Here is a 24,206-nt window from a genome sequence, read left to right on the forward strand (position 1 = left end):
GCTATGTAACATAATCAAGTAGCGTAATTAAATAGCGTAAACCACTGTTATATTAAGTGGTTTACGTTATTAAAAGAACTTAATCAACATCAGAAATACGGTCTAAACGGTCTAGTTCCTCTTCTCGAGCAGCATTAATTTCATGCAGTACTCCATCAACGTCAGCATCAATGTCTGAGTCAACGAATCGTCCCGTTAATATTGTTTTAGGTGATAACTCACCCGTTTCAAAAATAGACCAAATTTCCTCGCCATAACGTGTTTTAGCAAGCTCAGGTGCAAATTGAGAATAATACTGTGTCATGTTATTCACGTCACGTAACAACATTTTCTTCGCATTATTATTACCAGCAGCATCTACGGCCTGTGGTAAGTCAATAATCACAGGACCTTCTTCATCCACCAACACATTAAACTCTGACAAATCACCATGGATCACACCAACACTGAGCATACGAACCACATAGTCCATTACTTTAGCGTGGTCAATCATTGCCTTTTCTTGAGACAGGGTTACATCATTTAAGCGCGGAGCTGCAAAACCCTCAGCATCGGTGATCAGTTCCATGATCAACACTCCACCGAAACATCCGTAAGGTGTAGGCACTCGAATACCTGCATCGGCGAATTTATACAAGGCATCAACTTCAGTACTCTGCCAAATTTCTTCTTGTTGCTCACGCCCAAATTTAGAGCCTTTTTGCATTGCACGTGCATTACGACCATTGCGGACTTTTCGTCCTTCATTGTACAAAACCGCATTTTTAAAACTACGTTTACTAGCTTCTTTATAAACCTTTGCACAACGAACTTGATCACCACATTGAACAACATAAACCGTTGCTTCTTTGCCGCTCATTAACTGGCGTAGTACATTATCGACGATGCCATCGTCAACTAATGGTTGAATTCTTTTAGGTATTTTCATTTATATAATTTGTTTTCTAATATTTTAATTGATTGAGCTAAATGCTATTTAATTAAATAAAGAGCTAAAAAGCAGAAACAGTATTACCCAGTCATTACCTTAATAGGTAATAGTTACACCAAGTAATAGTGAGATAGAAGCATATACTCATTAGTCTTAAATATATGCCTAGGCAATTCATCAAATAAATAACGGCTACATTTATAACGCCTCTTTTATACTGCCTTTTAACTAAGTAGTGTATTAATAAAACAGTAACCAGCGCTTATATCAAAAGGTATAACCGTCCATAATACTATAAAAGCAATCGTTTCATTGTTTCTTTTTGTTCAATTCATGACATGCAAAATAAAAATCCACTTAATTTTACTTTTACAGCATAGAAAATACTTAGCAGTTAAGAACTAGATCAAGCCCTAAAATAGATTTTATAATAGGTGATTATTTATGATTTTGTCTTTTTGCCAAAAACATTCACTAGTGCACCTAAAACGATTAATGAACCTCCAATTAAAGTCCAAATAGAAGGTATCTCATTGAAAACAATAACCCCAAGGATAGCCGAGAAGACAACTTGTACATAAGAAAAAGCACTGACTTTAGCAGCAACTTCACTCTGCATAGCTTTAGTTAAGCCGACTTGTCCAATTTGGGTAAAAATGCCTACAAACAATAATAAAATCAACGCTTCGGTATTGGGCATAACAAAGTTATCGCCTAACAAAATAACTGATAATGGTAAGGCAATCAGGGGGAAATAGAAAATAATCACGGAGCTGTCTTCGGATTGACTTAAACGCTTAACTAATACATAAGCAGTCCCACTGCCTAATGCGCCTAATAATGCAGCGCAAACACTAAACCAAGGTAAAACCGCTTCTCCTGTCATCGATAAATTGGGTTTAACCATCGCCAGTAAACCAAATAAACAAAGCACAATACAAATTAATGTTGAACGTTGGATCCTTTCTTTCAGAAAGAAAAAAGCTAACAAAGCAGTAAAGACGGGATACAGATACTGTAATAAAGTCGCTTCAGCTAATGGTAAAGTCGTGACTGCATAATAGACGCAAATTAACGCTAAGGTCCCTACTCCTCCACGAGCAATAAGTAGCGTTTTGTTATTTCCCCACACAGGAATTTTCTTACGTTTAATATCAACGTAACTAATCAACAATGAAATAATCCCGCGAGCAGCAACAATTTCAAAGACAGGAATATTATGGGTGCTTACCAGCTTCACACAGGCAGTCATCAATGCAAAGGAAAAAGCTGACAGCAACATAAACCGTAAGCTAATCGGTATCGACAAGAAAAAATTTCGTAACATAATTAGACTAATTTGATTAAAAAAATAGACGTGCAGTTTATCGTATTTTGCATCGCCTAGTTATTTATTTGAATCTTTAATTTTCAGATTATGCACTGATTTAAACGTTAATATGATAACAAACATTATTCAATATCATTCATCAATGCTCATCTACCTCGCGAGATATAAAGAAGCATAGCAAAACTTAAAATGAAGCAATATTTATATGCCCTTTAACTATCAGCCATATCTTTTAACTATCCGCCGTATCTTTTAACTATCGGTCATAATAGGCGTTAACTTTTCTAGAAATTCCGCTAATGACTCCGCTAACACTGCTTCTTGTTTTTTACCTAAGGTTTCTAATTGCACTTGCCCTGTTTCATTTAAAATAGAAATGACTTGCATCTCATCGCTGCAGGTTGCAATAAACATTGATGCTGGTTTTTTTAATCGTTTTTGCATCATAAAGTGAGCAATCATATTTTCTTGCAACACATTAAAGTCTTGTTCATTCCACACTTGAATAAGTTCAATTGGATGCCCTTCAAACTCGCAACATAGGTGGTCGCTATAAGCGCTGCAAAAAAGATCTTCAATAGAAGGATGTAAAGTCACTTCCAGTGCTTGCTCAATATTATTAAGGCTCGATTTTTGCTCTCTCGGCACAGCCTGCCATGTTATTTTATCATCCTCAACGTTACCAACCTGACAAGGAGACAACCATTCAGGGTCAAAAGATTGAGTCGGTAAAGTTTGCTGTATTGATTGCCATAATTGTTGATGACGTTGATATAATGCAAATAACTGCTGTTGTGTATCTGTATTCATAGCTCGAATAATTCTTCTTTTTAGTTACAATACGGCATATTGTAACTATTCGGGCAGCCTTGTCTTGTTTTTCTGACAACGCTTTCCTCTAAATGAGATGTTCCATGCCAAATTCAACACTTTATAACCAAGATGAAACATTACAAAACTTATCTTTAGGTAAAGTCACAGAGTATAAATGCCACTACGATCAATCCTTATTGCAAGGAGTTCCACGTAGTTTGAACCGTAATGAGCTTAACTTAGATGCCTCTGCACTGCCTTTTCATGGTTTTGATCTATGGAATATTTACGAACTTTCCTGGTTAAATAATAAAGGTAAACCAATGGTTGCAACGGGGATTGTTAAGGTCCCCTTTGATAGTGAGTTTTTAATAGAATCAAAATCCTTTAAATTATACTTAAACAGCTTTAATCAAAGTAAATTTGAGTCCGTTGCAGCGGTACAAGCAATATTAACTGCAGACTTATCAGCCTGTGCCAACAAACCGGTTAGCGTCGACCTTAATGCAAATCTAGATATGATTAACGAGTCACTGGGTACTTTTAGCGGTGTTAACCTAGATGAGTTAGATATTGAAGTTGACCAGTATCAACTGTTACCGTCATTATTAACGGATATTAGCTCTGACACCACAGTAACGGAAACACTCTACTCACACTTATTAAAATCAAATTGTTTAATCACTAGCCAACCAGATTGGGCAAGTGTTGAAATAAGCTATACGGGTAAATCACTCGACCATGAAAAGTTGTTGCGATACTTAATTTCATTTCGCCAACATAATGAATTCCATGAGCAGTGTGTAGAGCGTATTTTCTGTGATTTAATGAAGTATGGTTCTTTAACATCGTTAACCGTTTATGCTAGATATACACGTAGAGGTGGCTTAGATATTAATCCTTTACGTAGTACGTCAATGGAATCTGCAATTAATAATATACGCTTGATACGCCAGTAGTTTTATTAATAATACTGACTTAATAGTGCTTATTAAGTCAGTATTATGAGCAGAAGTGCAACTGATCGCGTTTTTACATGTTATGTTGCACTTACTTAAATTATTTAGTTGTACCGCCACCGTTTTGTGATGAGGTTTTAATTATTAATGCGTTTGTTTTCAAGAGTCTTATTTAGCTGCCTTTTACTTTCTGTTAGCCATCCCCTATGGTCCCTTGAATTATCGGGGGCACTTATCCCTGCTTCAATCAAAGAAAGTTATAAAACGCGTCAATTGGAACCTCTAAATTGTATTAATTCCGTTACTAAATTTATGAATAAGGTAGAAGCTCTGCCCACTTATGCTGAAGGCACCATGCCTAAGAATAGGTTGACCTCTACTAAACGTATTCCTAATCATGCGCCTTCACAGTTATTAGCCTCTTGTTATACAGAGCTTGCAGACTACGAAAACAGTTTAGCGTTACTGATCCCTTTACTAAAAACGCCAAGTATCACTCCCGATGAAATCAGAACATTAAATATCATTGCTAGCGAGATACCAGAGTCTGAGCGTCCACAGCTCAGTAATGAAGCACTAATTAAAATGCTGCTTAATTCAATTGAGTCTATGAAAGATAAAAAGCATGCAAACAAGTCAAACCTAGTCGATATTCTTCGTTTAACTATCGCTAAACTCGCGTTAGCGACGCACCAATATCAATTAGCGAATGAGTCGTTAAGCCAAGTTAAAAAGAACATAAAAAATACCAAGCATAAAGAGTTAGTTGCGTGGTTAGCTTATTATTATGGTCATTATTACGATCAAATAAATCAGCAACAATTAGCTATATCCAACTTTCAAACAGCAAACGAAATGGCAGACCAACTACACCTGATAAAATTAAGCAGTTTAGTGAAAGAAAGTTTATCCAATCTTTATCAACAAAAACATCGTTACACACAAGCAATGGATTTTGCTAGCCAACGTGTTGAGCTTTTATTGCCCACAGACAATTATGTACAGCAGGCGGATAGCCTATTAAAATTTGCGATTTTAAAACGTCAAAATAAAGAATACAATCAAGCGATTATCTACTTATTTAATGCGTTTGAACTGGTAGAAAAGAAGCATAAAATGTTACTTGCTTACACCTATTTAGAACTCGGTAGAACTTATGCTTCGATGCCTTACGATTTAAAAAAGAACACCGAATTAGCACAGAAATATTTGCAAAATGCACGTTATCATTTTCAAAAATTACATCGACTTGAACAAGAAACTGAAAGCACTTTATTATTGGCGCAATTAAACATTCGAAGTCAAGATACGGGTTTAGCAATTCTACAATTAGAAAGTGTATTAACTTTGGCCAAGGATAGATTTCCAGAGCTACGCGTAAAGGCTTTTGAAATGCTCGCCCTAAGCTATGAGTTATCCGGCGACCATCAGCAAGCAAATTTTCATTTTAAAAACTTCCACTCTTTGCAAAATGCAATTAAAGAAAAACTATTTGCTCTGCAACAATTAAAAATTAATGAGCAATTTCAACTCATTGAGCAAACACAGCAACAAATCCAGCTAGAAACCAAAAACAATGAGTTATTACTCAAAAATAATCGCTTTAAAAACATTGCCTATATTGTATTGGCGTTATTAGGCGTCACTTCATTATTTACATTATTTATCTTTATTCGTCATAAAAAACTCGTAATTAGAGAACAAATAACGCGTAAAAAATGGTTGCATCACCCTCGAACACGTTTAATATCACAACAAGCACAGGAATATGATCAACAGTATCAAGGACGTCCCCTGTTTTATGCTTTGGTACATATTCCATTTTTAAGTAATTTAAACGGTTCAAAAGGTTTGTTCAGTGCAGAAAAAATAGAGTTAGCCTTAGGACAAGAATTAAAAGCTAACTTTTCTCAACATACACAAATTAGTCAAGTCAGAGATAATCAACTACTATTTATTGCCGAACAAGAACATCATGGTGAAGCGAAAAAATTAGCACAGGATATTGAATATTTCTTTCAAACATTTGCAGAGAATTATGATTTAGATGGAAGAGTTTCAACAGGCATAGTTGCTTTTCCCTTTTTAAACAATGTCACTCGTGCAATAGCGCCGGAACGCATGCTTAATATCACTTGTTTAGCTTTATTTGGTGCTTGTCAAATAAGAGAGATAGTACACGAAAGTAGCTGGTTAGAATTATATGCAATAGAAAAAATTCAACCTGCATTCTTTGATGGAGATTTGTGGTTATTAGGTCAAGCAGGGATCGATAAAGGAATAGTAAAATTGAAAACGAGCCATCCCAACATCCCTATTGCATGGCCAGAGATTAGTCGCTAAGCGATTGTAATTTAGTATAAAAATTAGCTCACATTAAGAAAATTACAAATATTAAAGGATTATATTCATGGCATCATCGGCGCTAACAAGGTTATTACAACAACTCTTAAGACGAAATTATCGCCAAGATAAAGCTTTTGATAAATATCAAATCCGATTCCTAAAAAAATTACAAGCAACATCTACCGATGAAAGCGACAACGATCTATTCGATGAATGCGTCGTACAGTTAGCAACAATCCCAAATAATTTAGATGACAAGCTCTCAGAGGGACGTTTAATTTCTCGTCACTCGATCACGCAATTACAACAAATAGATTCTTTATCAAACTCCATTAAAACTCGACTCCTAGAAATGCAAGATGGAGATGTCCCTTACACTATTATTGAGCATCAAGTTGAATTAAAAGAACTGATCAAAATTTATCAACGCGCAGTAATAGAACTGAGTAAACGTTCGATGCAATCTGACGACGATCATAAGGGTGACGTAGAATTTATTAATGAAGAACTGCAGCAAGTGATATTAGAGTTAGATGTTGGTGAAGCTTATGTACAAGATCTTGAAAAACTACGTATTAATATCAGTAACGAAAGTGATCCTTTTCAATTACCTCACCATTGTTTACAAGTCATTAATCTAATCATTAACAGTACACGTGAAGAGCGTAGTTCTTCACGTCATTTTTTATATACACTGAATGATAGCTTAACCGAGTTTTATTTAAATTTTGCAAAAACCTTAAATGCAACTGAAGCTGGTTTTGCACAACAAAAAGATACCTTTGTATCGATAGAAAAGAGTGCAAAAAGTCTACAGCAACAAAGTGAAGAAGCACAAGATATCGATAGTTTACGTAATTACATTACTAGCTACGTGAGTGAAGTGAAAAATGTCATTGCTGAACAAGAGAAAAAGAAAGAGCAAAAGTTTCGTCATAAATTTCAAGGTATGGTGAGACAAATTAAAGAACTGCAAAGTGAAACACAGAGCTATCAAAAAACACTCAAACACCAAACTAAACAGTTACACGTCGACTTTTTGACTAAAATCCCCAATAGAGCTGCTTGGAGCGAACGCCTAGAAATTGAAATAACGCGTTTAAAACGTTATAAAACCCCGCTACAAATGGCGGTCATCGATATCGATAACTTCAAAAGTATTAACGATAATTTTGGCCATTTAGCAGGTGATAAAGTCCTACATGCCATCGCTCAAACATTACAAAAATCAATTCGTAAAACAGATTACATCGCCCGATTCGGTGGCGAAGAATTTGCATTATTATTACCTGAGATAAACCAACAACAAGCACAGTTTGTATTAAATAAATTACGAGATCGTATTAAAGCAATCACTTTCAGATTCAAAGAAGAAAACTTAATCATCACCATCTCAGTTGGTTTTACCACCTTAGTTTCAAGTGATGATCAAGATGAAGCGTTTGAACGTGCTGATACAGCATTATATCAAGCAAAAGCAGAGGGCAAAGATCGCGTCATCTTTATAGAAAAAACAGCAACCGATGACAAATAAGATTTAACTGGCAACAGATAAATAAATTGTCTGTGCTGTTTCCCATTCAAGGTGCAAATTCAGCAAGCAATAAGATGATGAATCTCTAAGCATAAAACGAATGTTCTAAGCAAATTTAATGCAACTTCGGCTATTGTAATTTAAACTTCGTTTCCATTAGCTAAGCTCCTAGTTCTCTAAGCTGAGATCCTAGTAAAGTCTGTAGCTAATTCAATTATTTAATAAATAACTGGTACTTTTTGATGGCATCTCTATCTAACTAAGTTAGTCTTAATAGACAGTCAAAAGGAGAAGCTATGATTTCACATATCAGTCCCGTTGGTAGCATGGCGCTATTATCTCAATTAGAAGTAAACCAACTAAAATACAGTGCCTCTTGCGAAGTTTATCAATTATTTAGAAACTGCTCTTTAGCAGTATTAAAGTCAGGTAGCCATACCGACAGTAGTAAAGAGATCCTTGAACAACATAAAGACTTTCAAATTAATGTACTCCACCAAGAACGTGGCGTCATCTTAGAGCTATTAAATCCACCAGAAGATGCCTACATCGATGGCGAGCTAATCAGAGGCATGCAAGATCACCTGTTTTCAGTGTTACGTGACCTTTTATATGTCAACACACAATTACAACCCAACCCACCATCAGCGTTCAACAGCGAACAAGCGACCAGCTTAGTGTTTTCGATTTTGCGTAATGCTAATGTACTTAAAGCCGGTGTCGAACCCAGTGTTGTCGTTTGTTGGGGAGGACATTCTATTAATGATATTGAGTTTGCTTATACCCGAGAAGTTGGCAATCAATTAGGGTTACGAGAACTTAATATCTGTACAGGTTGTGGCCCAGGTGCCATGGAAGGTCCGATGAAAGGTGCCGCAGTAGGACACGCAAAACAACGTGTCAATAATGGTCGTTATATTGGTTTAACCGAGCCAGGTATTATTGCCGCTGAGCCACCTAACCCAATTGTTAATGAACTGGTTATTTTACCAGATATTGAAAAACGCTTAGAGGCTTTTGTGCGCTTTACTCATAGCATCGTTATTTTCCCAGGTGGCCCAGGAACAGCGGAAGAGTTGCTTTATATTCTAGGTATTATGATGCACCCTGAAAATAAACGTCAGCCCTTACCTATCGTATTAACAGGGCCAGCAAGTAGTGTTGATTACTTTAAAGCCATTGATGAATTTATTGTGAATACATTAGGGCCGGAAGCACAGCAGCATTATCAAATCATTATTGACGATGCGCCATTAGTCGCCAAGCTCATTAAAAAGTCCATGCGCCGCGTTAAAGAGTATCGCAAAGCAATTGGAGATGCTTATTCCTTTAATTGGACATTAAAAATCGACCATGATTTCCAAGTTCCTTTTATTCCAAATCATGAAAATATGGCAAACCTGGTTTTGCATCGCGATCAGCCAAAAGATCAACTTGCGTCCAATCTACGTCGTGTTTTTTCTGGGATCGTTGGTGGTAATGTAAAAGATGAAGGCATAAAATCCATTGAAGAAAATGGTCCATTTTTGTTAACCGGTGAAAAAGATTTAATGCAACGCGTAGACAAATTATTAAAGAGTTTCATTGAACAAGGGCGAATGAAACTACCAGGAACGGTTTACACCCCTTGCTATAAGATTAAAACTTAATATGAGTGCTTGTTTATTAATTATAGATGCGATGAACCTAATTCGTCGTATCTATGCAGTACAAGAAAAACAAAATAAAAATATCGACTTTGCATTAAGTGCAACCAATAACACCGCCTGTAATGCACTTCAAAAGATGTTAAGGGCGCATCAGCCGAGCCATGTTATTTGCGTTTTTGATAGCCACCAGCAAAGCTGGCGCCATCAGTTACTACCTGAATATAAAGAAGGTAGAAAACCGATCCCCGAGGCTTTAAAAGCCTATTTACCACAAATTCAAGACGCATTTTACGAAATGGGTATTGAATCTTTAGTCACAGAACAAGACGAAGCGGATGATTTAATTGCAACGTTAACAAGCAAAGTAACGCAGAGTCAACAGCGCTGTATCATAGTGTCCACGGATAAAGGCTTTTACCAATTACTAAATGCCTACACCAGTATTTACGACTATTTTCAATCGTTACATATGGACAGTTATTATGTGGAGCATAAACTGGGCTTAAAAATAAACCAATTAATCGATTACTGGGCAATAACAGGTATAAGTAGTAGCCATATTAAAGGTGTCGAGGGAGTTGGTAATAAAGGCGCATTAGCACTTTTGCAGCAATATCAAAGTCTAGATAACATGTTAAAACAAGTACAACCGATAGTTAGCGAAGATAAACGCCTGCAAAAAGTACAAGCACATCAGGCTGACGCGCTTTTATCCAAACAACTGGTTACTTTAAAAACCCAAATTGGATTAGGTTTTAATTTAAAAGATTTACGTTATCAAACAAAATAATAAAGAATACAAAAGAATAACTTTAATGAACAAAAGACTAAAAAAAATGACCAATAAACTTACCCTGTCTGCACCACTTTTCGAGCACTCACGTTAAAAAGGGGTGGAGCTCTTATAAGCCGTTACATTGTTTATAAGATATGTAATTTAAAATTAAGTAACTTGAAATTAAGCACCTCGGTCAATTTTTAAATATATGATGAACAAATTTACTGAAACGTTTTATTGAAATAATTTACTCAAACAATTATTGGAAAATCGTTATCGCCACTAGTAAGCGATATAAACCTTACATTAGCAACGCATAGCGTTTGCTATTTATAACATCCTAATAAATAAATTTTGGAGTTTTAACTGTGAAAAAATTATTAATCCCTGCTGCTGTGGTAGCTATTGGCGCATTTGGCGCAGGCGTTTACTTATCTCAACAACCTGCAGCTGCTGCCTATAATGTTTTAAATTATGTCCCGTCAGACACTCCTTTTTTTGCAGGCCAATTAACTCCATTTCCAATTAAAGATTACATTGCTTCCGCGCCAAAATTAGTAACACCAAGCGACCAAGCAAAATTAGATGCATTGTATGAATCTGATGAACCAGGCCTGCACTTTGTTGCTAATTTAATCAAAGCTTATCAAGACGGCTTAAAAGATGCTGATTTATTAGTTAAAACCTTTGGATTGAGCGATCAAATCCGAGCTTACGCTTATACACTAGGGTGGCTGCCAGTTATAAAACTAGAAGTTGCTAACCCGCAAGCTATCTGGGATTTATTAGATAAAAATGAACAAGAAACAGGCTTTGAACATAAACAAGGAAAAATCCAAGATCTTGCTTACCGCATTTATACGATAACCCCACCCGATGAAGACGAAGTAGTTGATGTTATTGTGGCACAGGCCAACGGTATTTTAACCGTCACAGTAAAAACGCGATTTGTTTCTGAGCAGTTATTGGCAACCGCGCTCGGTCTAGAAAAAGTAACAGCACCAATATCAGATACCACATTATTAACAGATATCATTAAACAACATCAATTCTCTGATGCGAGTGTTGGTTTTATTAATCATGTTGAGATTATTAAAGGCTTAACAACAACCGACGGTAATCAATTAGCAAGACAACTAACTGAAATAACTAAGGTAGAAAATGATAATCCATTTGCCAGCTTACAAACACCTGTTTGTCATCAAGAATTCACTGGCATTGCAAAAAATTGGCCACGCACAGCCTTTGGTTACACCCAAATGGATATCAGTGAAACAGAGTCAACACTCGGATTTTCAGCGGTCATAGAAAGTAAAAATGCAGTGATTTTAAAAGCACTGAGCAGCATGCGAGGCTTCATCCCAAATTACACACAAAACTTTAACGACAGTGTTGTAGCAACAGCGATTGGCTTGAATGTTAGCGAACTCTCTAACGCATTAACCACTATTTGGGGTGATTTACAAAAACCAGCTTATCAATGTCAGCCATTAGCAGAACTACAATCACAAATTGCTGCGAATGGACAGTCGATAGCAATGGTTGGTATGAGTGCAAATATGGCAGCAGGTCTAAAAGGTCTTAGTGGTGCACTGTTTGATTACAGTATGAGTCAAACAGAACCAACACAATTGGATAGTTTTGACGCGTTATTAGCAGTACATGCTGATAACCCATTAGCTATTTTTAACTCCATTAGAATGTTTAGCCCAGAGCTGCAGCAAGTTAATTTAAGTGATGATGGCAAAGCGATTTCATTAAAAGACTTATTCCCTGTACCGGTTGCTTTAAACATCAATCCTAAAATTGCCATCAAAGGTAAACATTTAGTGATTTATAATGGAACTAAAGGTGAACAAGCCGCTGAAAAACTTGGACAGGAACCATTATCTGCTAATGGGCTGTATCAATTATCATTTGACGTGAATAAAATGCTTACACCTTTCGCTAGTGCAACACAGTTAATGTCAGGGGAATCAATCGCTGATGAAATGCAGTTCCTAATGGATTATGACGCACGTATGAATATCAATTTAGATATTAATGAGCAAGGTATTCGTTTTGATTCAACGGTGAATAATAAATCACCTCAACAATAAAAAGTAGCTTTACCCGTTAGCATTTATGCACATAAATGCTAACGGGCAAATAACTCACCTAAAAGTAATCAATATCATCAATTATCTCAAGCTAACAATAATTACATCAGCTGACAAAAATGAGATATCAAACAAAAAGCTGACTGAGGTCAGTTTTTTTTGAACTCGCAAAAAGTAGCTTGTTTTTTGATCTAAGCCAAGCGAGATCTAAGTATCAATGAGATTAATTACCCTTTTAGACTAGCTAATAAAACCAGTTCTTTTATAATTGCGCGAAATTCACACAGAGAATTTGTTCATCTTATGTCGATTGTATTAAGTAAGTGATTTTGAGCAATAATATAGATCACTTAATTATTATCATGGATATTAATAGGTCGGAAGGAAGTAGACCTCCACACGCGCGAGTAATGGAAAAATTATGTTAGAAAAATTATTTAAACTAAGCGAACACAACAGTAATGTGAAAACAGAAATTGTTGCAGGCTTCACCACCTTCTTAACCATGGCTTATATCATTTTTGTTAACCCATCAATGTTATCAGCAACCGGTATGGACTCGGGTGCTGTATTCGTCGCAACCTGTTTAGCAGCTGCAATTGGCTGTTTCATTATGGGTTTATACGCTAACTACCCTGTCGCTTTAGCACCGGGTATGGGATTAAATGCTTTCTTCTCATACACAGTGGTATTACACATGGGTTACAGCTGGCAAGTTGCTTTAGGTGCCGTATTCCTTTCAGGTGTTTGTTTTACCTTATTAAGTTTATTCAAAATCCGTGAGTGGATCATCAACTCAATCCCGCTACCAATGCGTAAAGGGATTGCAGCTGGTATCGGTCTATTCCTAGGTTTAATTGCCTTAAAAAATGCCGGTATCGTAGTTGCAAATCAAGCGACATTAGTGAGTTTAGGTGATTTAACTGCATTACCAGCTGCTTTAGCTTGCTTAGGTTTTATTGCCATTATTGCACTTGCACACTACCGAGTTAAAGGTGGCGTGATGCTAGCTATCTTGGGTGTTACTGTTATCGGCCTATTAATGGGTGATATTCAATATGCAGGTATTATGTCAATGCCACCAAGTATTGCGCCTACTTTCATGCAAATGGATGTAGCCGGTGCTTTAAACGTAGGTATGATCAGCATTATCTTCGCATTCCTATTCGTGGATCTATTTGACACGTCAGGTACATTAATTGCGGTAGCAGATAAAGCAAAACTACTGGATAAAGATGGCAACTTACCACGTTTAAGCCGCGCACTATTAGCGGATAGTGGCGCCTCTATGGCTGGTTCAATGTTAGGAACATCTACAACAACAAGTTACATCGAAAGTGTATCTGGTGTTGCTGAAGGTGGTCGTACCGGTTTAACTGCTGTGGTTGTTGGTATCCTATTTCTACTTGCTCTATTTTTTGCTCCTTTAGCAGGCATGGTTCCGGCTTATGCAACAGCAGGCGCATTATTATATGTAGCAGTATTAATGGTTGGTGGTTTAAAAAGCATTAACTGGGATGACATTACTGAAGCCGCACCCGTGGTTATTGTAGCCATCATGATGCCATTAACGTTCTCAATTGCTAACGGTATTGCGATTGGTTTCATTGCTTACGCTGCGATCAAAGTGGCTAGTGGTAAAATGAAAGAGTTAAGCGCAAGCGTTTGGTTCCTTGCTGTTTTATTCTTTCTTAAATTGGTTTTCTTTCCTGGTTAAGCAATCTGACTTGCAATAACAGATAAATATTAATTATAAAAATGCCGCGCTTATTATTTGAAACTAAATGATTAAAGCGCGGCATTTTTTATTCTAGAGATTAAAACCTAAGTTTACTGTCTCTTTATACTGTTACATTAACTTACTAATTTGCTGCCACGTAGCTCTTGATGTTCTCCACCATTTTTTCTAACAAACATTGACGAGCTTCTACACTTGCCCAAGCGGTATGCGGTGTGACCACTAAACGCTGTGACGCTTTTACTGACAGATAAGGGTGATTTAATAACATAGGCTCTACCGCCAATACATCAGTTCCATGATAAATATCTTGTGTATCCAATGCTGTCGCCATTGCCTGTTCATCAATGATCCCACCGCGCCCCAAATTCATGATCACCGCCCCCGCTTTTAATTGCTGTATTTGCTCAGCAGCAATCAAGTTTTCAGTTTGTGCATTAAGTGGTGCATGAATAGAGATAACATCACAGTCACTTAATAACGTAGCTAAATTTACCTGTTCAATGGACTGTTGTGAATTTTTGCCTGAAGTCGAGTAATAACAAACATCACAACCAAAAGCAGTTGCTAGCTCTGCAACTCGTTGACCAATAGTGCCCATGCCAATAATGCCCCAACGTTTACCCTTTAACTCATAAAAAGGACGCTCAATATGAGTGAATACAGGGCTATCACACCAACCTTTTTTAGCAATATATTGGTCGTAATAACGGCTTTGATGTATTAATTGAAACAATAGAGAGAAGGTTGCCTGACTAACACTTTCCGTAGAATAACCCGATACATTCTTAACTGTAATACCCGCTTTCTCCGCGGCCTCTAGATCTACATTGTTAGTGCCTGTTGCAGCAATACAAATAAGCTTTAACTGTGGGTTATCCGCCATATGTTGTGCAGTGATCAGTACCTTGTTAGTAATAACAACTTCCTGCCCTACTACCCGCTCAGCAGTTTGTTGTTCATCTGTTGTCTGGAAAACAGTTAACTCGCCTAAATGATCAAAAACAGATAAATCACTGTCACCTAATGTTAATGCATCTAATAAAACAATTTTCATTTCTATCCCTTAATACGAAAAAGCCAATAAATTGAGAGTCTTAGATATACAGGATTTTGATACTGGTTACCATTGCAGATATAAAATCAATAAACTTTATAGCAATAATTAATGCTTCTCTTTTCTCAAAAAATAAACCAAAGCCTCGCTTTTCTTAACACAATAAATCAAGCACTGAATAAACTCATCGATTACTGTATTATTCGCGCATATTTCCTAAATACTGAAGAGCCTCAACTGCTATGCAACAATTCGACCATGACCTAACCATTATGCGTACAACGCTAAGTGAACCAGAGCCTGTCGCAAGCAGCCAAGCTAAGCCCGTAGCTATCAACGGGTCTGCCTCGCCAAAAATAGTATTAGCGACAATCAATGCTAAATATATTCATTCCAGTTTAGGTTTACGTTATTTATACGCCAATTTAAAAGATCTACAGCCTATCGCTGAAATAAAAGAATTTGTTATTCAAACTTGGCCTATTGATATCGTTGAGCAAATTTTAGCTTCCAAACCGACTATTGTTGGCTTTGGTGTCTATATTTGGAATATCGTCGAAACCACTAATGTGGTTAGCCTATTGAAAGTGATCGCACCGGAAGTCAAGGTAGTATTAGGTGGACCAGAGGTAAGTTATGAATCTGAGCAACAAGCGATAGTACAAGCTTCAGATTATGTATTAACCGGTGAAGCAGATATCAGTTTCTACGAATTATGTCAGGATCTAATCAATAACAATCCACCAGGCAATAAAATTTTGAAGTCTAAACCTGTGGATTTAAAAGACCTTGAAATGCCGTATCAGTATTACAGCGACGAAGATTTAAAGAATCGTTTATTGTATGTCGAAGCCTCTCGCGGTTGCCCCTTTAAGTGTGAATTTTGTCTGTCCTCTTTAGATACTAAATCAAATCCTTACGAGTTAACTGTTTTCTTAAAACAGATGGAAACCTTGTATCAACGTGGTGCGCGTAACTTTAAGTTTATTGATAGAACCTTTAATTTAGACATTAATACCTCGTTACAAATTATGCAGTTTTTCTTAGACAGAATGAGTGATGATTTGTACTTACACTTTGAAGTAGTGCCGGATCATCTACCTCGCAAATTAAAAGAGATGCTAGCGCAATTTCCTGAGGGCAGCTTGCAATTCGAAGTGGGTATTCAAACCTTTAATCAAGAAGTACAAGCCAATATTAGCCGTAAGCAAAACAATGCTAAATCCAAACAAAATCTGATTTGGTTAAAACAAAATACCACCGCACATATTCATGCGGATCTTATTTTTGGCCTGCCCGGTGAAACCTTTGAAAGCTTTAAAGACAGCTTCAACCAACTATATGAATGCCATCCCCATGAGATTCAAATGGGCATTTTAAAACGCCTTAAAGGTAGCCCGATTATTAGGCACACTGAAACCTTTGATTTACGCTTTAACCCACTACCACCGTTTAATATTTTAAGTACCGACAGAGTAGATTTTGCCACCATGCAGCTGGTTAATCGCTTTGCAAGATATTGGGATATGATAGGAAATTCAGGACGTTTTAAACATTCATTAGGGCATATTCTAGCGGATGACCCTTTTGAGCACTTTATGGCCATCACCAATTGGTTATTTGAAGAAACAGGACAAACGCATAAGATTAATCTAAAACGATTATTTGAATTAATTTCGCAATGTGTTGAAGCGTTATTCCCTGAAATGCACCAAACACTATTACCTAAGATAGAATTAGATTACACAGCATCAAGATTAAAAGGTGCGTTTAATACCCTTAATCTTTATGGCGGCCAGAAAAAACAATCCACCAGTGGTAGTAAATTATTACAGCGACAAAAGCAGCATATGCAATAGAGGTAATGAAAGTAATAAAGAAATAAGCTTTCAAATACAAAAAGGCCGCTGTGGTTGATAAACCACAGCGGCCTTACTTTATAAAACTTAACAAGTTTACTTTATAAAACACAACCGACTTGCTTTATAAAACTTAACAATCTAAATGTTTAAAAAGGTGAGATACCTAGGAAAAGATTAAGCCTCTAAATCCGCTAACATTTTTAATGCCACCGCTTCCGCGATTTTAATACCATCAATGCCCGCAGATAAAATACCACCAGCATAACCAGCACCTTCACCGCCTGGGTATAAACCTTGCGTATTAATGCTTTGTAAGTCATCGCCACGTTTAATTTGTATAGGTGATGAAGTACGTGTTTCAACGCCTGTTAACATCGCATCTTTACTATCAAATCCACGGATTTTCTTAGCAAAAGCTGGTAACGCTTCACGAATCGCATCAATTGCAAATTGCGGTAATGCATCACTTAAGTCAGTCATTTTCACATTCGGTTTGTAAGAAGGCTCAACGTTCTCAAAGGGTTTACCTTTACCCGCAGCAAGGAAGTCCCCTACCATTTGTGCAGGCGCATCATAATTACTGCCACCCATCACATAGGCATGACGCTCTAATTTACGTTGCAATGCAACCCCTTGTAATGGGTCGTTATTAAAGTCTTCAGGAGAAATGCCCACTACAATCGCACTATTTGCATTACGCTCACTACGAGAATATTGGCTCATGCCATTAGTTACCACGGCATGCTCTTCCGATGTTGCCGCAACAACAACACCACCCGGACACATACAGAAGCTATATACACTACGACCATTTTTACAATGGTGTACTAACTTATAATCCGCAGCACCCAAAATTGGGTGCCCAGCATTAATACCAAAACGAGCTTGGTCAATCATCTCTTGCTTATGCTCAATACGGAAACCAATCGAAAATGACTGCGCATCCATATGTACACCTTTATCATGCAACATTTGGAAAGTATCACGTGCGCTGTGTCCAATAGCGGCGGTCACATAACGTGAGTTGATCACTTCTCCACCCTTTAAGGTCACGCCAGTCACTTGCTTTTTACCATCAACGTCTTCGATATTGAGTTCTTCAACACGCGTTTCAAAACGGATCTCGCCACCCAACTCGATGATTTTACGGCGCATTTTTTCCACCATAGTCACTAACTTATAGGTACCGATATGTGGTTTGCTCACGTAGATAATTTCAGCAGGAGCACCCGCAGCAACAAATTCTTGTTTTACTTTTAATCCTTTAAAACCAGGATCTTTAACTTGGCTGTATAACTTGCCATCGGAGAATGTACCTGCGCCACCTTCACCAAACTGTACGTTTGATTCGGTATTAAGCTCACTCGTACGCCAAAAACGGAACGTATCTTTAGCACGCTCATGTACCGACTTACCGCGCTCTAATACAATCGGTCTAAAACCCATTTGCGCTAAAATTAAAGCAACAAATAACCCACAAGGCCCCATGCCAATAACAATAGGTCGCTCCGCTAAGTCTGCTGGAGCAGTAGCAACATATTGATAATCAGTATCCGGAGAAACACGCACATTTGGATCTTTTTCAAAGCTCGCTAATAACTTAGCTTGATCGACATCGGTCACGCTAACATCTAAAGTGTAAATAAGTGTGATTTGGTTCTTTTTACGCGCATCATATCCACGTTTAAAAACATGGATATTAACCAGTTGCTGTGCAGTTATATTTAACTTACTTAATACAAACTGCTGTAACGCACCTTCTTCGTGGTCCAGCGGTAATTTAACTTGGTTGAGACGTATCATGATGCACCTAAAAATTGGCTTAAAAAATAAGCGCGTAGTTTACGTGATCTACAATCAAATGATAAGGTTTAATAAACCCTAATGTGCTTGTTTATGGATAGAGATAGGGATGCTACAGGGGATAGCCTGTAAACGTTTTGAACAGTTTGTCAGGCATAATTGTGAAACCTGTTGTTTTGACTCCGTGGTTAAACAGCGAAAATCAGCAGCACACAACACACCCTGTTCAAATAAATGCATTAATTTATCTTTATCAATTTCAATTTGAATAGTCATTTTAAACACACTCCTTTGAAGATAAGTGAAGAAAAAAGTTAATGATAACCATTATCACTTAAATAAAACGCGATAACAACACACTTGTTACTTATTTGTTAAAAAGTACAACATCAATAAAGGTTATTAAACAATAATGATATTTGAAACTCCCTTTAAAAAAGCGACATTAATAAAACGTTACAAGCGATTCTTAGCCGATGTAATTTTAGAAGATGGCAGTGAAACAACTATTTATTGTGCAAATACCGGCGCAATGACGGGTTGTGCAACCCCAGGCGATAGCGTTTTATATAGCACCTCCAGCAATAAAAAACGTAAATACCAATACACTTGGGAATTTACGCTCACTCAAGCTGGCCATTGGATATGTGTAAATACAGCCAAAGCCAATGCGCTGGTTGCACAGGCGATTTCTGAACAACAAATCCCTGAACTACTCGGCTATCAACAGTGCAAAGCAGAAGTAAAATACGGAGAGGAAAATAGTCGCATCGATTTTTTATTAAGCGATGACAATAAAGTGGATTGCTATGTAGAAGTAAAAAGCTGCACCCTATTAGACGAACGCAAACAGGCGGGTGATGGTTACTTCCCAGATGCAGTGACAACTCGCGGTCAAAAGCATTTACGCGAATTAATAGAAATGAAACAACAAGGCTATCGCAGTGTTTTATTATTTGCGGTATTACACTCCGCGATAAAAAGAGTGCAACCCGCAGACTTTATCGACAAAAAATATGCCGACTTATTCGCACAGGCAAAACAAGCAGGCGTTGAAGTCATTTGTTATTTCCCGAATTTAAGCAATATTGTTAACTCCCACACATGAAAATGAACAGCAAGCAGAGTAATCGCTAGCTTGAAAGTAGTGGTTATTAACAAGACTGTAATAGCTCTGGCATTTATTAAACCGAAACATTAATGGAACAAAAAAGACAGGAGTCAGATAATGAAAAAAATTATGTTAGTCATAGGATTAGTGACAGGGTTAAGCCTGCCCTCAATGGTCAGTGCCGATGTAAAGCAAATTGCACGCTTTAAGCACCATCAAGCAATCAGTTACGGTGAAATTAAAGGAGATCTGATTCAACCGCTTAGCGGTGAGTTATCTACTCAGTTAACCGCCAAAGGAGACCCTATTGCATTAGCAGAGGTTAAATTATTACTTCCTACAACGCCGCAGAAAGTATTTGCCGTGGGTATGAACTTTAGTAGTCATATCTCATCACCATCAAAAGCGCCACCGCCGTTATTTCTTAAATTACCTTCGTCATTAATCGTCTCAGGAGAAACTATTGTCCTACCTGAAGATGCAAATAACGTGCATTTTGAAGGCGAGTTAGTATTAGTGATTGGCAAACAGGCTAAGCATATTAAAGAATCACAGGCAGAAGAAGTTATTTTCGGTGTATTAGCAGGCAATGATTTAACCGAACGTAGCTGGCAAAGTTCAGACCTGCAATGGATGCGTTCTAAAGCCAGCGATGGATTCGGCCCTATTAGCTCAATCATTACAGTAGGTGTTGATTATAATAACTTACTCCTGACGACTCGCTTAAACGGCAAAATAGTACAGCAGGAAAATACTCAAAATATGATCCACAAACCAGCAAAAGTAGTCAGCTATTTAAGCCAATACTTCACCTTAATGCCCGGAGATTTAATCTTTATGGGGACGCCAGGTCGAACCCAAGCGTTGAATAATGGTGACACAGTCTCCGTGACGATTGATCAGGTAGGGACAGTGGAGAATAAAATTAAACGTTAAATACTCACAGTGACAACTGTGAAAATAACAATAACAATAACAACAGCAACCTATTATATGTAAAAGCTAAAAATAAACAGACAACATAGATAACAAAGAAATAGGAAAGGTAGCAGACAACAATAAATCCCTTACAACGGCGTTGTAAGGGACAATTAATTAGCTCAAATGGAACTTTATGAAAGCAGATGAGCCATCTAAAATTAAAGTGCAGCTAGCACTGTTTCTGCTTTACTTGCTTCAAATTCACCCGCTTCTTCAACGTTTAATAACGTGACGGTGCCATTTTCAATGACCATTGCATAACGCTGTGAGCGAACGCCACCGAATCCTGCAGTATCCATCGTTAAACCAAGTGCTTTAGAAAAGCTCGCATCGCCGTCGCCTAACATTAATAATTCAGATGCGTTATGTACTTCACCCCATGCTTTCATCACAAATGCATCATTCACAGCAACACAAGCGATCAAATCAACACCTTTTGCTTGAAACTTATCAGCAAGTACAACATAACCTGGTAAATGCTCTTCAGAACAAGTTGGCGTAAATGCGCCAGGTACAGCAAATAAGACTACTTTTTTATCTGCAAATAATTCAGCAACGTCATGATGAACCATACCTTCAGCAGTTAATTGGCTTAGGGTTGCTGTTGGTAGTTTTTGGCCTACTTCAATCATTTTATTATCCTTAGTTAATTTAAGTTACTTTTAATTACTTTTAGTTATTGCCATTACAATTGCTACTTTAAATATAACAATCGCGTCTATTAATATAATCAATAACAGACTGTTACAGGTTAACAGTCTATCCCTAAACCAGCTAAACAAACACTGAATAATAAAGTGGCTATTCAATTACTTTTAAGTCGATTAACTCTAGCTCCCTTGCGCGATGGCAAAACACTTTGGATAAAGGTAAACTCGCGCCTCAAAATAAAAATGAATTAAATAGATGGTGACAAGTTATGAGTAGAAAAATCGAATTATTAGCCCCAGGTGGTGATGTTGACGCGATTAAAGCGGCGATAATTGCAGGGGCTAACGCGATTTATTGCGGTTTAGATATTTTTAACGCTCGTAACCGTGCAGCCAACCTTTCCTTTGATGATTTAGTCGGCATCATTAAGCTAGCACATGAATATCAATGTGAAGTGTTTTTAACGCTTAATGTCGTGATCCTAGAGCATGAAATCCCAACACTCACTAAACTATTAAACCAGTTAGTTAATACCGGTATCGATGGCATCATCGTGCAGGACTTAGGTATCTTTAACCTGATTAAAAAGTTTTTCCCAAGCTTACATATTCATGCATCAACACAGCTGACAACGCACAATGAAGGGCAAATTTTATTCCTTGCTAAAATTGGTGCAACCCGCGCTAATTTATCACGTGAATTAAACCTAACTGAAATCAAACTACTGACTGCTTTAGCACATGATAATGAAGTATTAACCGAAGTGTTTGTACACGGTGCATTATGTATCGCGTTTTCAGGTCAATGTTATTCAAGCTCAGTGAGTGTAGGTAACTCAGGTAACCGTGGTCGCTGTAGTCAAGCTTGCCGTGATGAATATGAAGTCACTGCTGCAGGTAATAAATTCCCACTTAATTTAAAAGATAACTCTGCGTGGTTTGATTTACCTGATTTAGTAGAAGCCGGTGTTGACTCATTAAAAATCGAAGGTCGTATTAAAGGCGCACAATACGTGCATACGGTTGTGGATAGCTGGCGTCAGCAGATCAATACTTTTGTAGATACCGGTAAATTATTAGCCGATGACTCTGCTTTATACAAAGTATTTAACCGTGATTTCACTAACTCATTTTTGAAAGGCAACCTAACTAAAGATATGTTTATCGACAATCCACGCGATAACAGCTTTACCCATGCCAATGAAAAAAACAATGCGATTTCAGTAGTACAAATTCAAGAAGTACAACAAGACTTACGTGACGATAAAAATAAAATCGTTGATGAAGTTGCCGCTAAAGTAGCAACCTTAAATATCGATAAAAGCGATTTATCATTAAGCTTCTCAGGGCAATTGAATACTCCGTTCAAAGTGACTATCGTCATTGATGAAAAAACTTTTGTAGTAGAATCAAACTCAAACATGATTGCTTCTGAGCAATCAGCAGTCACTGTTGAAGCCATTGAAAAACGTTTTAAAAGCTTTAAAAATAGCCGTTACAACGTTGCTGACTTTGACTTTTCGCAACTGGATGATCATTTAACTATCCCATTTAAAGAGTTAACGGAAGTTAAAAATAAAGTCGCTTATTATTTAAATGGCGAAAAAGACGTGATCCCAGCAGTCACTTTACCGCCATTAGCTTCTCACCCTAAATTAAACGAAAAGCCAACGTTATCAATATTAATCAGCGATGAAAAAGATGCACACTTAGGTGACTTAACCGATGCTGACATCTACTTTAAATTACCCGAAAGCTTTAAAAAACGCTGCAACAAACAACGTGATATTTTAGTGCGTAATCCGCGCTTTATTCCTTGGTTCCCAGCGGTATTAATCGGTAAAGATTACATTGAAGCGGTACGCATTTTAGAAGAGTTGAAACCTGCTCGTATTGTTACCAATAATACTGGTATTGCATATAAAGCTTTTGAAATGGGTATTGAATGGATTGCCGGTCCATTTTTAAACACCACTAACTCCTATGCCTTATTAACTATGCAAGAAGAGTTAAATTGTGCCGGTGCATTTATCTCAAACGAAATTAACCGTAACCAGATCAAAAACATCAAACGCCCTGCTAACTTCAAAATGTTATACAGCATTTACCACCCTATTCTAATGATGACTAGCCGCCAATGTTTCTTTCAACAAACCGTGGGTTGTAACAAACCAAGCATTGAAGATGGCTGTATGTTGAAATGTCAAAAAGCGACGACAATTACCAACGTGAAAGGTATCTCTTTCGCCGTTGATAAGCAGTTAGGTGGTTACCCAAGTATTTATAACCATGAACAGTTCTTAAATTTTGATGCTGTCAGAGATTTCTCAGATTTGTTTGATGAGTTCTTTATCGACCTAACGGATATTGGTTCAGGTTCAAAAGAGAAACAGGATAAAGCGCAGTTAATTAAGCACTTTGAGGATTTCTTAGATGGCGATCAACAAGCAGCAGCAACGGTTACAGGTATGGTGACAGTTGCGACCAATGCGCAATATCAACAAGGATTGTAAATTAGATAATTGATCAATCTTGGTGTTTATTTTGTCAGTTTCGTCAGCGTTT

18 protein-coding genes are annotated in these 24,206 nt (G+C 37.3%); 11 read left to right on the forward strand and 7 right to left on the reverse strand.

Features of this window, described 5'->3' with window-relative positions; all coding sequences use genetic code 11:
* Positions 1–79: 79 nt before the first annotated feature.
* The 3 genes from GQR44_RS07480 to syd form a co-directional block, all read right to left on the reverse strand.
* Positions 80–928 carry a PA4780 family RIO1-like protein kinase gene (locus GQR44_RS07480; RefSeq protein ID WP_166370853.1) on the reverse strand — a complete coding sequence of 283 codons (849 nt, stop codon included), beginning with the start codon at positions 926–928 and terminating at the stop codon, positions 80–82.
* Between the two features lie 445 nt (positions 929–1,373).
* On the reverse strand, positions 1,374–2,258 hold the full coding sequence (locus tag GQR44_RS07485) for a DMT family transporter (protein WP_240923593.1): 885 nt from the start codon (positions 2,256–2,258) through the stop codon (positions 1,374–1,376).
* 255 nt (positions 2,259–2,513) lie between these two features.
* Positions 2,514–3,071, reverse strand: a complete 558-nt coding sequence (gene syd / locus GQR44_RS07490; protein WP_166370856.1) for a SecY-interacting protein — start codon at positions 3,069–3,071, stop codon at positions 2,514–2,516.
* Between the two features lie 104 nt (positions 3,072–3,175).
* Here syd and queF point away from each other — a divergent pair, with 104 nt between their 5' ends.
* The 7 genes from queF to GQR44_RS07525 all read left to right on the forward strand — a co-directional run bounded on the left by queF (position 3,176) and on the right by GQR44_RS07525 (position 14,156).
* A complete protein-coding gene (queF, locus tag GQR44_RS07495; protein ID WP_166370858.1) occupies positions 3,176–4,033 on the forward strand; it encodes an NADPH-dependent 7-cyano-7-deazaguanine reductase QueF in 858 nt (285 codons plus the stop codon).
* 312 nt (positions 4,034–4,345) lie between these two features.
* Positions 4,346–6,376, forward strand: coding sequence for a GGDEF domain-containing protein (locus GQR44_RS07500; RefSeq protein ID WP_166370860.1), 2,031 nt, complete (start codon positions 4,346–4,348; stop codon positions 6,374–6,376).
* A gap of 67 nt (positions 6,377–6,443) precedes the next feature.
* Complete coding sequence (locus tag GQR44_RS07505; RefSeq protein WP_166370862.1) at positions 6,444–7,913, forward strand: diguanylate cyclase; 1,470 nt, start codon at positions 6,444–6,446, stop codon at positions 7,911–7,913.
* A 296-nt stretch (positions 7,914–8,209) separates the two neighbouring features.
* On the forward strand, positions 8,210–9,562 hold the full coding sequence (ppnN, locus tag GQR44_RS07510) for a nucleotide 5'-monophosphate nucleosidase PpnN (RefSeq protein ID WP_166370865.1): 1,353 nt from the start codon (positions 8,210–8,212) through the stop codon (positions 9,560–9,562).
* A 1-nt stretch (position 9,563) separates the two neighbouring features.
* Complete coding sequence (xni, locus tag GQR44_RS07515; protein WP_166370867.1) at positions 9,564–10,352, forward strand: flap endonuclease Xni; 789 nt, start codon at positions 9,564–9,566, stop codon at positions 10,350–10,352.
* A 356-nt stretch (positions 10,353–10,708) separates the two neighbouring features.
* Positions 10,709–12,439, forward strand: a complete 1,731-nt coding sequence (locus GQR44_RS07520; protein WP_166370869.1) for a hypothetical protein — start codon at positions 10,709–10,711, stop codon at positions 12,437–12,439.
* A 421-nt stretch (positions 12,440–12,860) separates the two neighbouring features.
* Complete coding sequence (locus GQR44_RS07525; protein WP_166370871.1) at positions 12,861–14,156, forward strand: NCS2 family permease; 1,296 nt, start codon at positions 12,861–12,863, stop codon at positions 14,154–14,156.
* 145 nt (positions 14,157–14,301) lie between these two features.
* Here the strand turns inward: GQR44_RS07525 and GQR44_RS07530 are convergent, their stop codons facing one another.
* Positions 14,302–15,234: a D-2-hydroxyacid dehydrogenase gene (locus GQR44_RS07530; RefSeq protein WP_166370873.1), complete on the reverse strand. Its 933-nt coding sequence runs from the start codon at positions 15,232–15,234 to the stop codon at positions 14,302–14,304.
* 242 nt (positions 15,235–15,476) lie between these two features.
* On the opposite strand from GQR44_RS07530, the gene GQR44_RS07535 reads away from it, so the two are divergent.
* Positions 15,477–17,093 (forward strand): B12-binding domain-containing radical SAM protein, encoded by a 1,617-nt coding sequence (locus tag GQR44_RS07535; RefSeq protein ID WP_166370875.1) that lies wholly within the window; start codon positions 15,477–15,479, stop codon positions 17,091–17,093.
* Positions 17,094–17,270: 177 nt separating this feature from the next.
* Here GQR44_RS07535 and GQR44_RS07540 read toward each other — a convergent pair whose 3' ends face one another.
* The gene (locus GQR44_RS07540) at positions 17,271–18,899 is read right to left on the reverse strand and encodes an NAD(P)/FAD-dependent oxidoreductase (protein ID WP_166370877.1); all 1,629 of its coding nucleotides are present in this window, start codon (positions 18,897–18,899) and stop codon (positions 17,271–17,273) included.
* 78 nt (positions 18,900–18,977) lie between these two features.
* Positions 18,978–19,175 carry a hypothetical protein gene (locus tag GQR44_RS07545; RefSeq protein ID WP_166370879.1) on the reverse strand — a complete coding sequence of 66 codons (198 nt, stop codon included), beginning with the start codon at positions 19,173–19,175 and terminating at the stop codon, positions 18,978–18,980.
* Positions 19,176–19,311: 136 nt separating this feature from the next.
* Between GQR44_RS07545 and sfsA the strand changes: the two genes are divergently transcribed.
* Both sfsA and GQR44_RS07555 read left to right on the forward strand, forming a co-directional pair.
* A complete protein-coding gene (gene sfsA / locus GQR44_RS07550) occupies positions 19,312–20,007 on the forward strand; it encodes a DNA/RNA nuclease SfsA (protein ID WP_166370881.1) in 696 nt (231 codons plus the stop codon).
* A 120-nt stretch (positions 20,008–20,127) separates the two neighbouring features.
* Positions 20,128–20,946, forward strand: coding sequence for a fumarylacetoacetate hydrolase family protein (locus GQR44_RS07555; protein ID WP_205962999.1), 819 nt, complete (start codon positions 20,128–20,130; stop codon positions 20,944–20,946).
* Between the two features lie 203 nt (positions 20,947–21,149).
* Here the strand turns inward: GQR44_RS07555 and GQR44_RS07560 are convergent, their stop codons facing one another.
* Positions 21,150–21,623: a peroxiredoxin gene (locus GQR44_RS07560; RefSeq protein ID WP_166370883.1), complete on the reverse strand. Its 474-nt coding sequence runs from the start codon at positions 21,621–21,623 to the stop codon at positions 21,150–21,152.
* A gap of 287 nt (positions 21,624–21,910) precedes the next feature.
* Here GQR44_RS07560 and GQR44_RS07565 point away from each other — a divergent pair, with 287 nt between their 5' ends.
* Positions 21,911–24,154 carry a peptidase U32 family protein gene (locus GQR44_RS07565; RefSeq protein WP_166370885.1) on the forward strand — a complete coding sequence of 748 codons (2,244 nt, stop codon included), beginning with the start codon at positions 21,911–21,913 and terminating at the stop codon, positions 24,152–24,154.
* Positions 24,155–24,206 lie beyond the last annotated feature (52 nt).

The organism is Psychromonas sp. SA13A (genome assembly GCF_011378715.1).
In the GTDB taxonomy this organism is placed as follows: Bacteria; Pseudomonadota; Gammaproteobacteria; order Enterobacterales; family Psychromonadaceae; genus Psychromonas.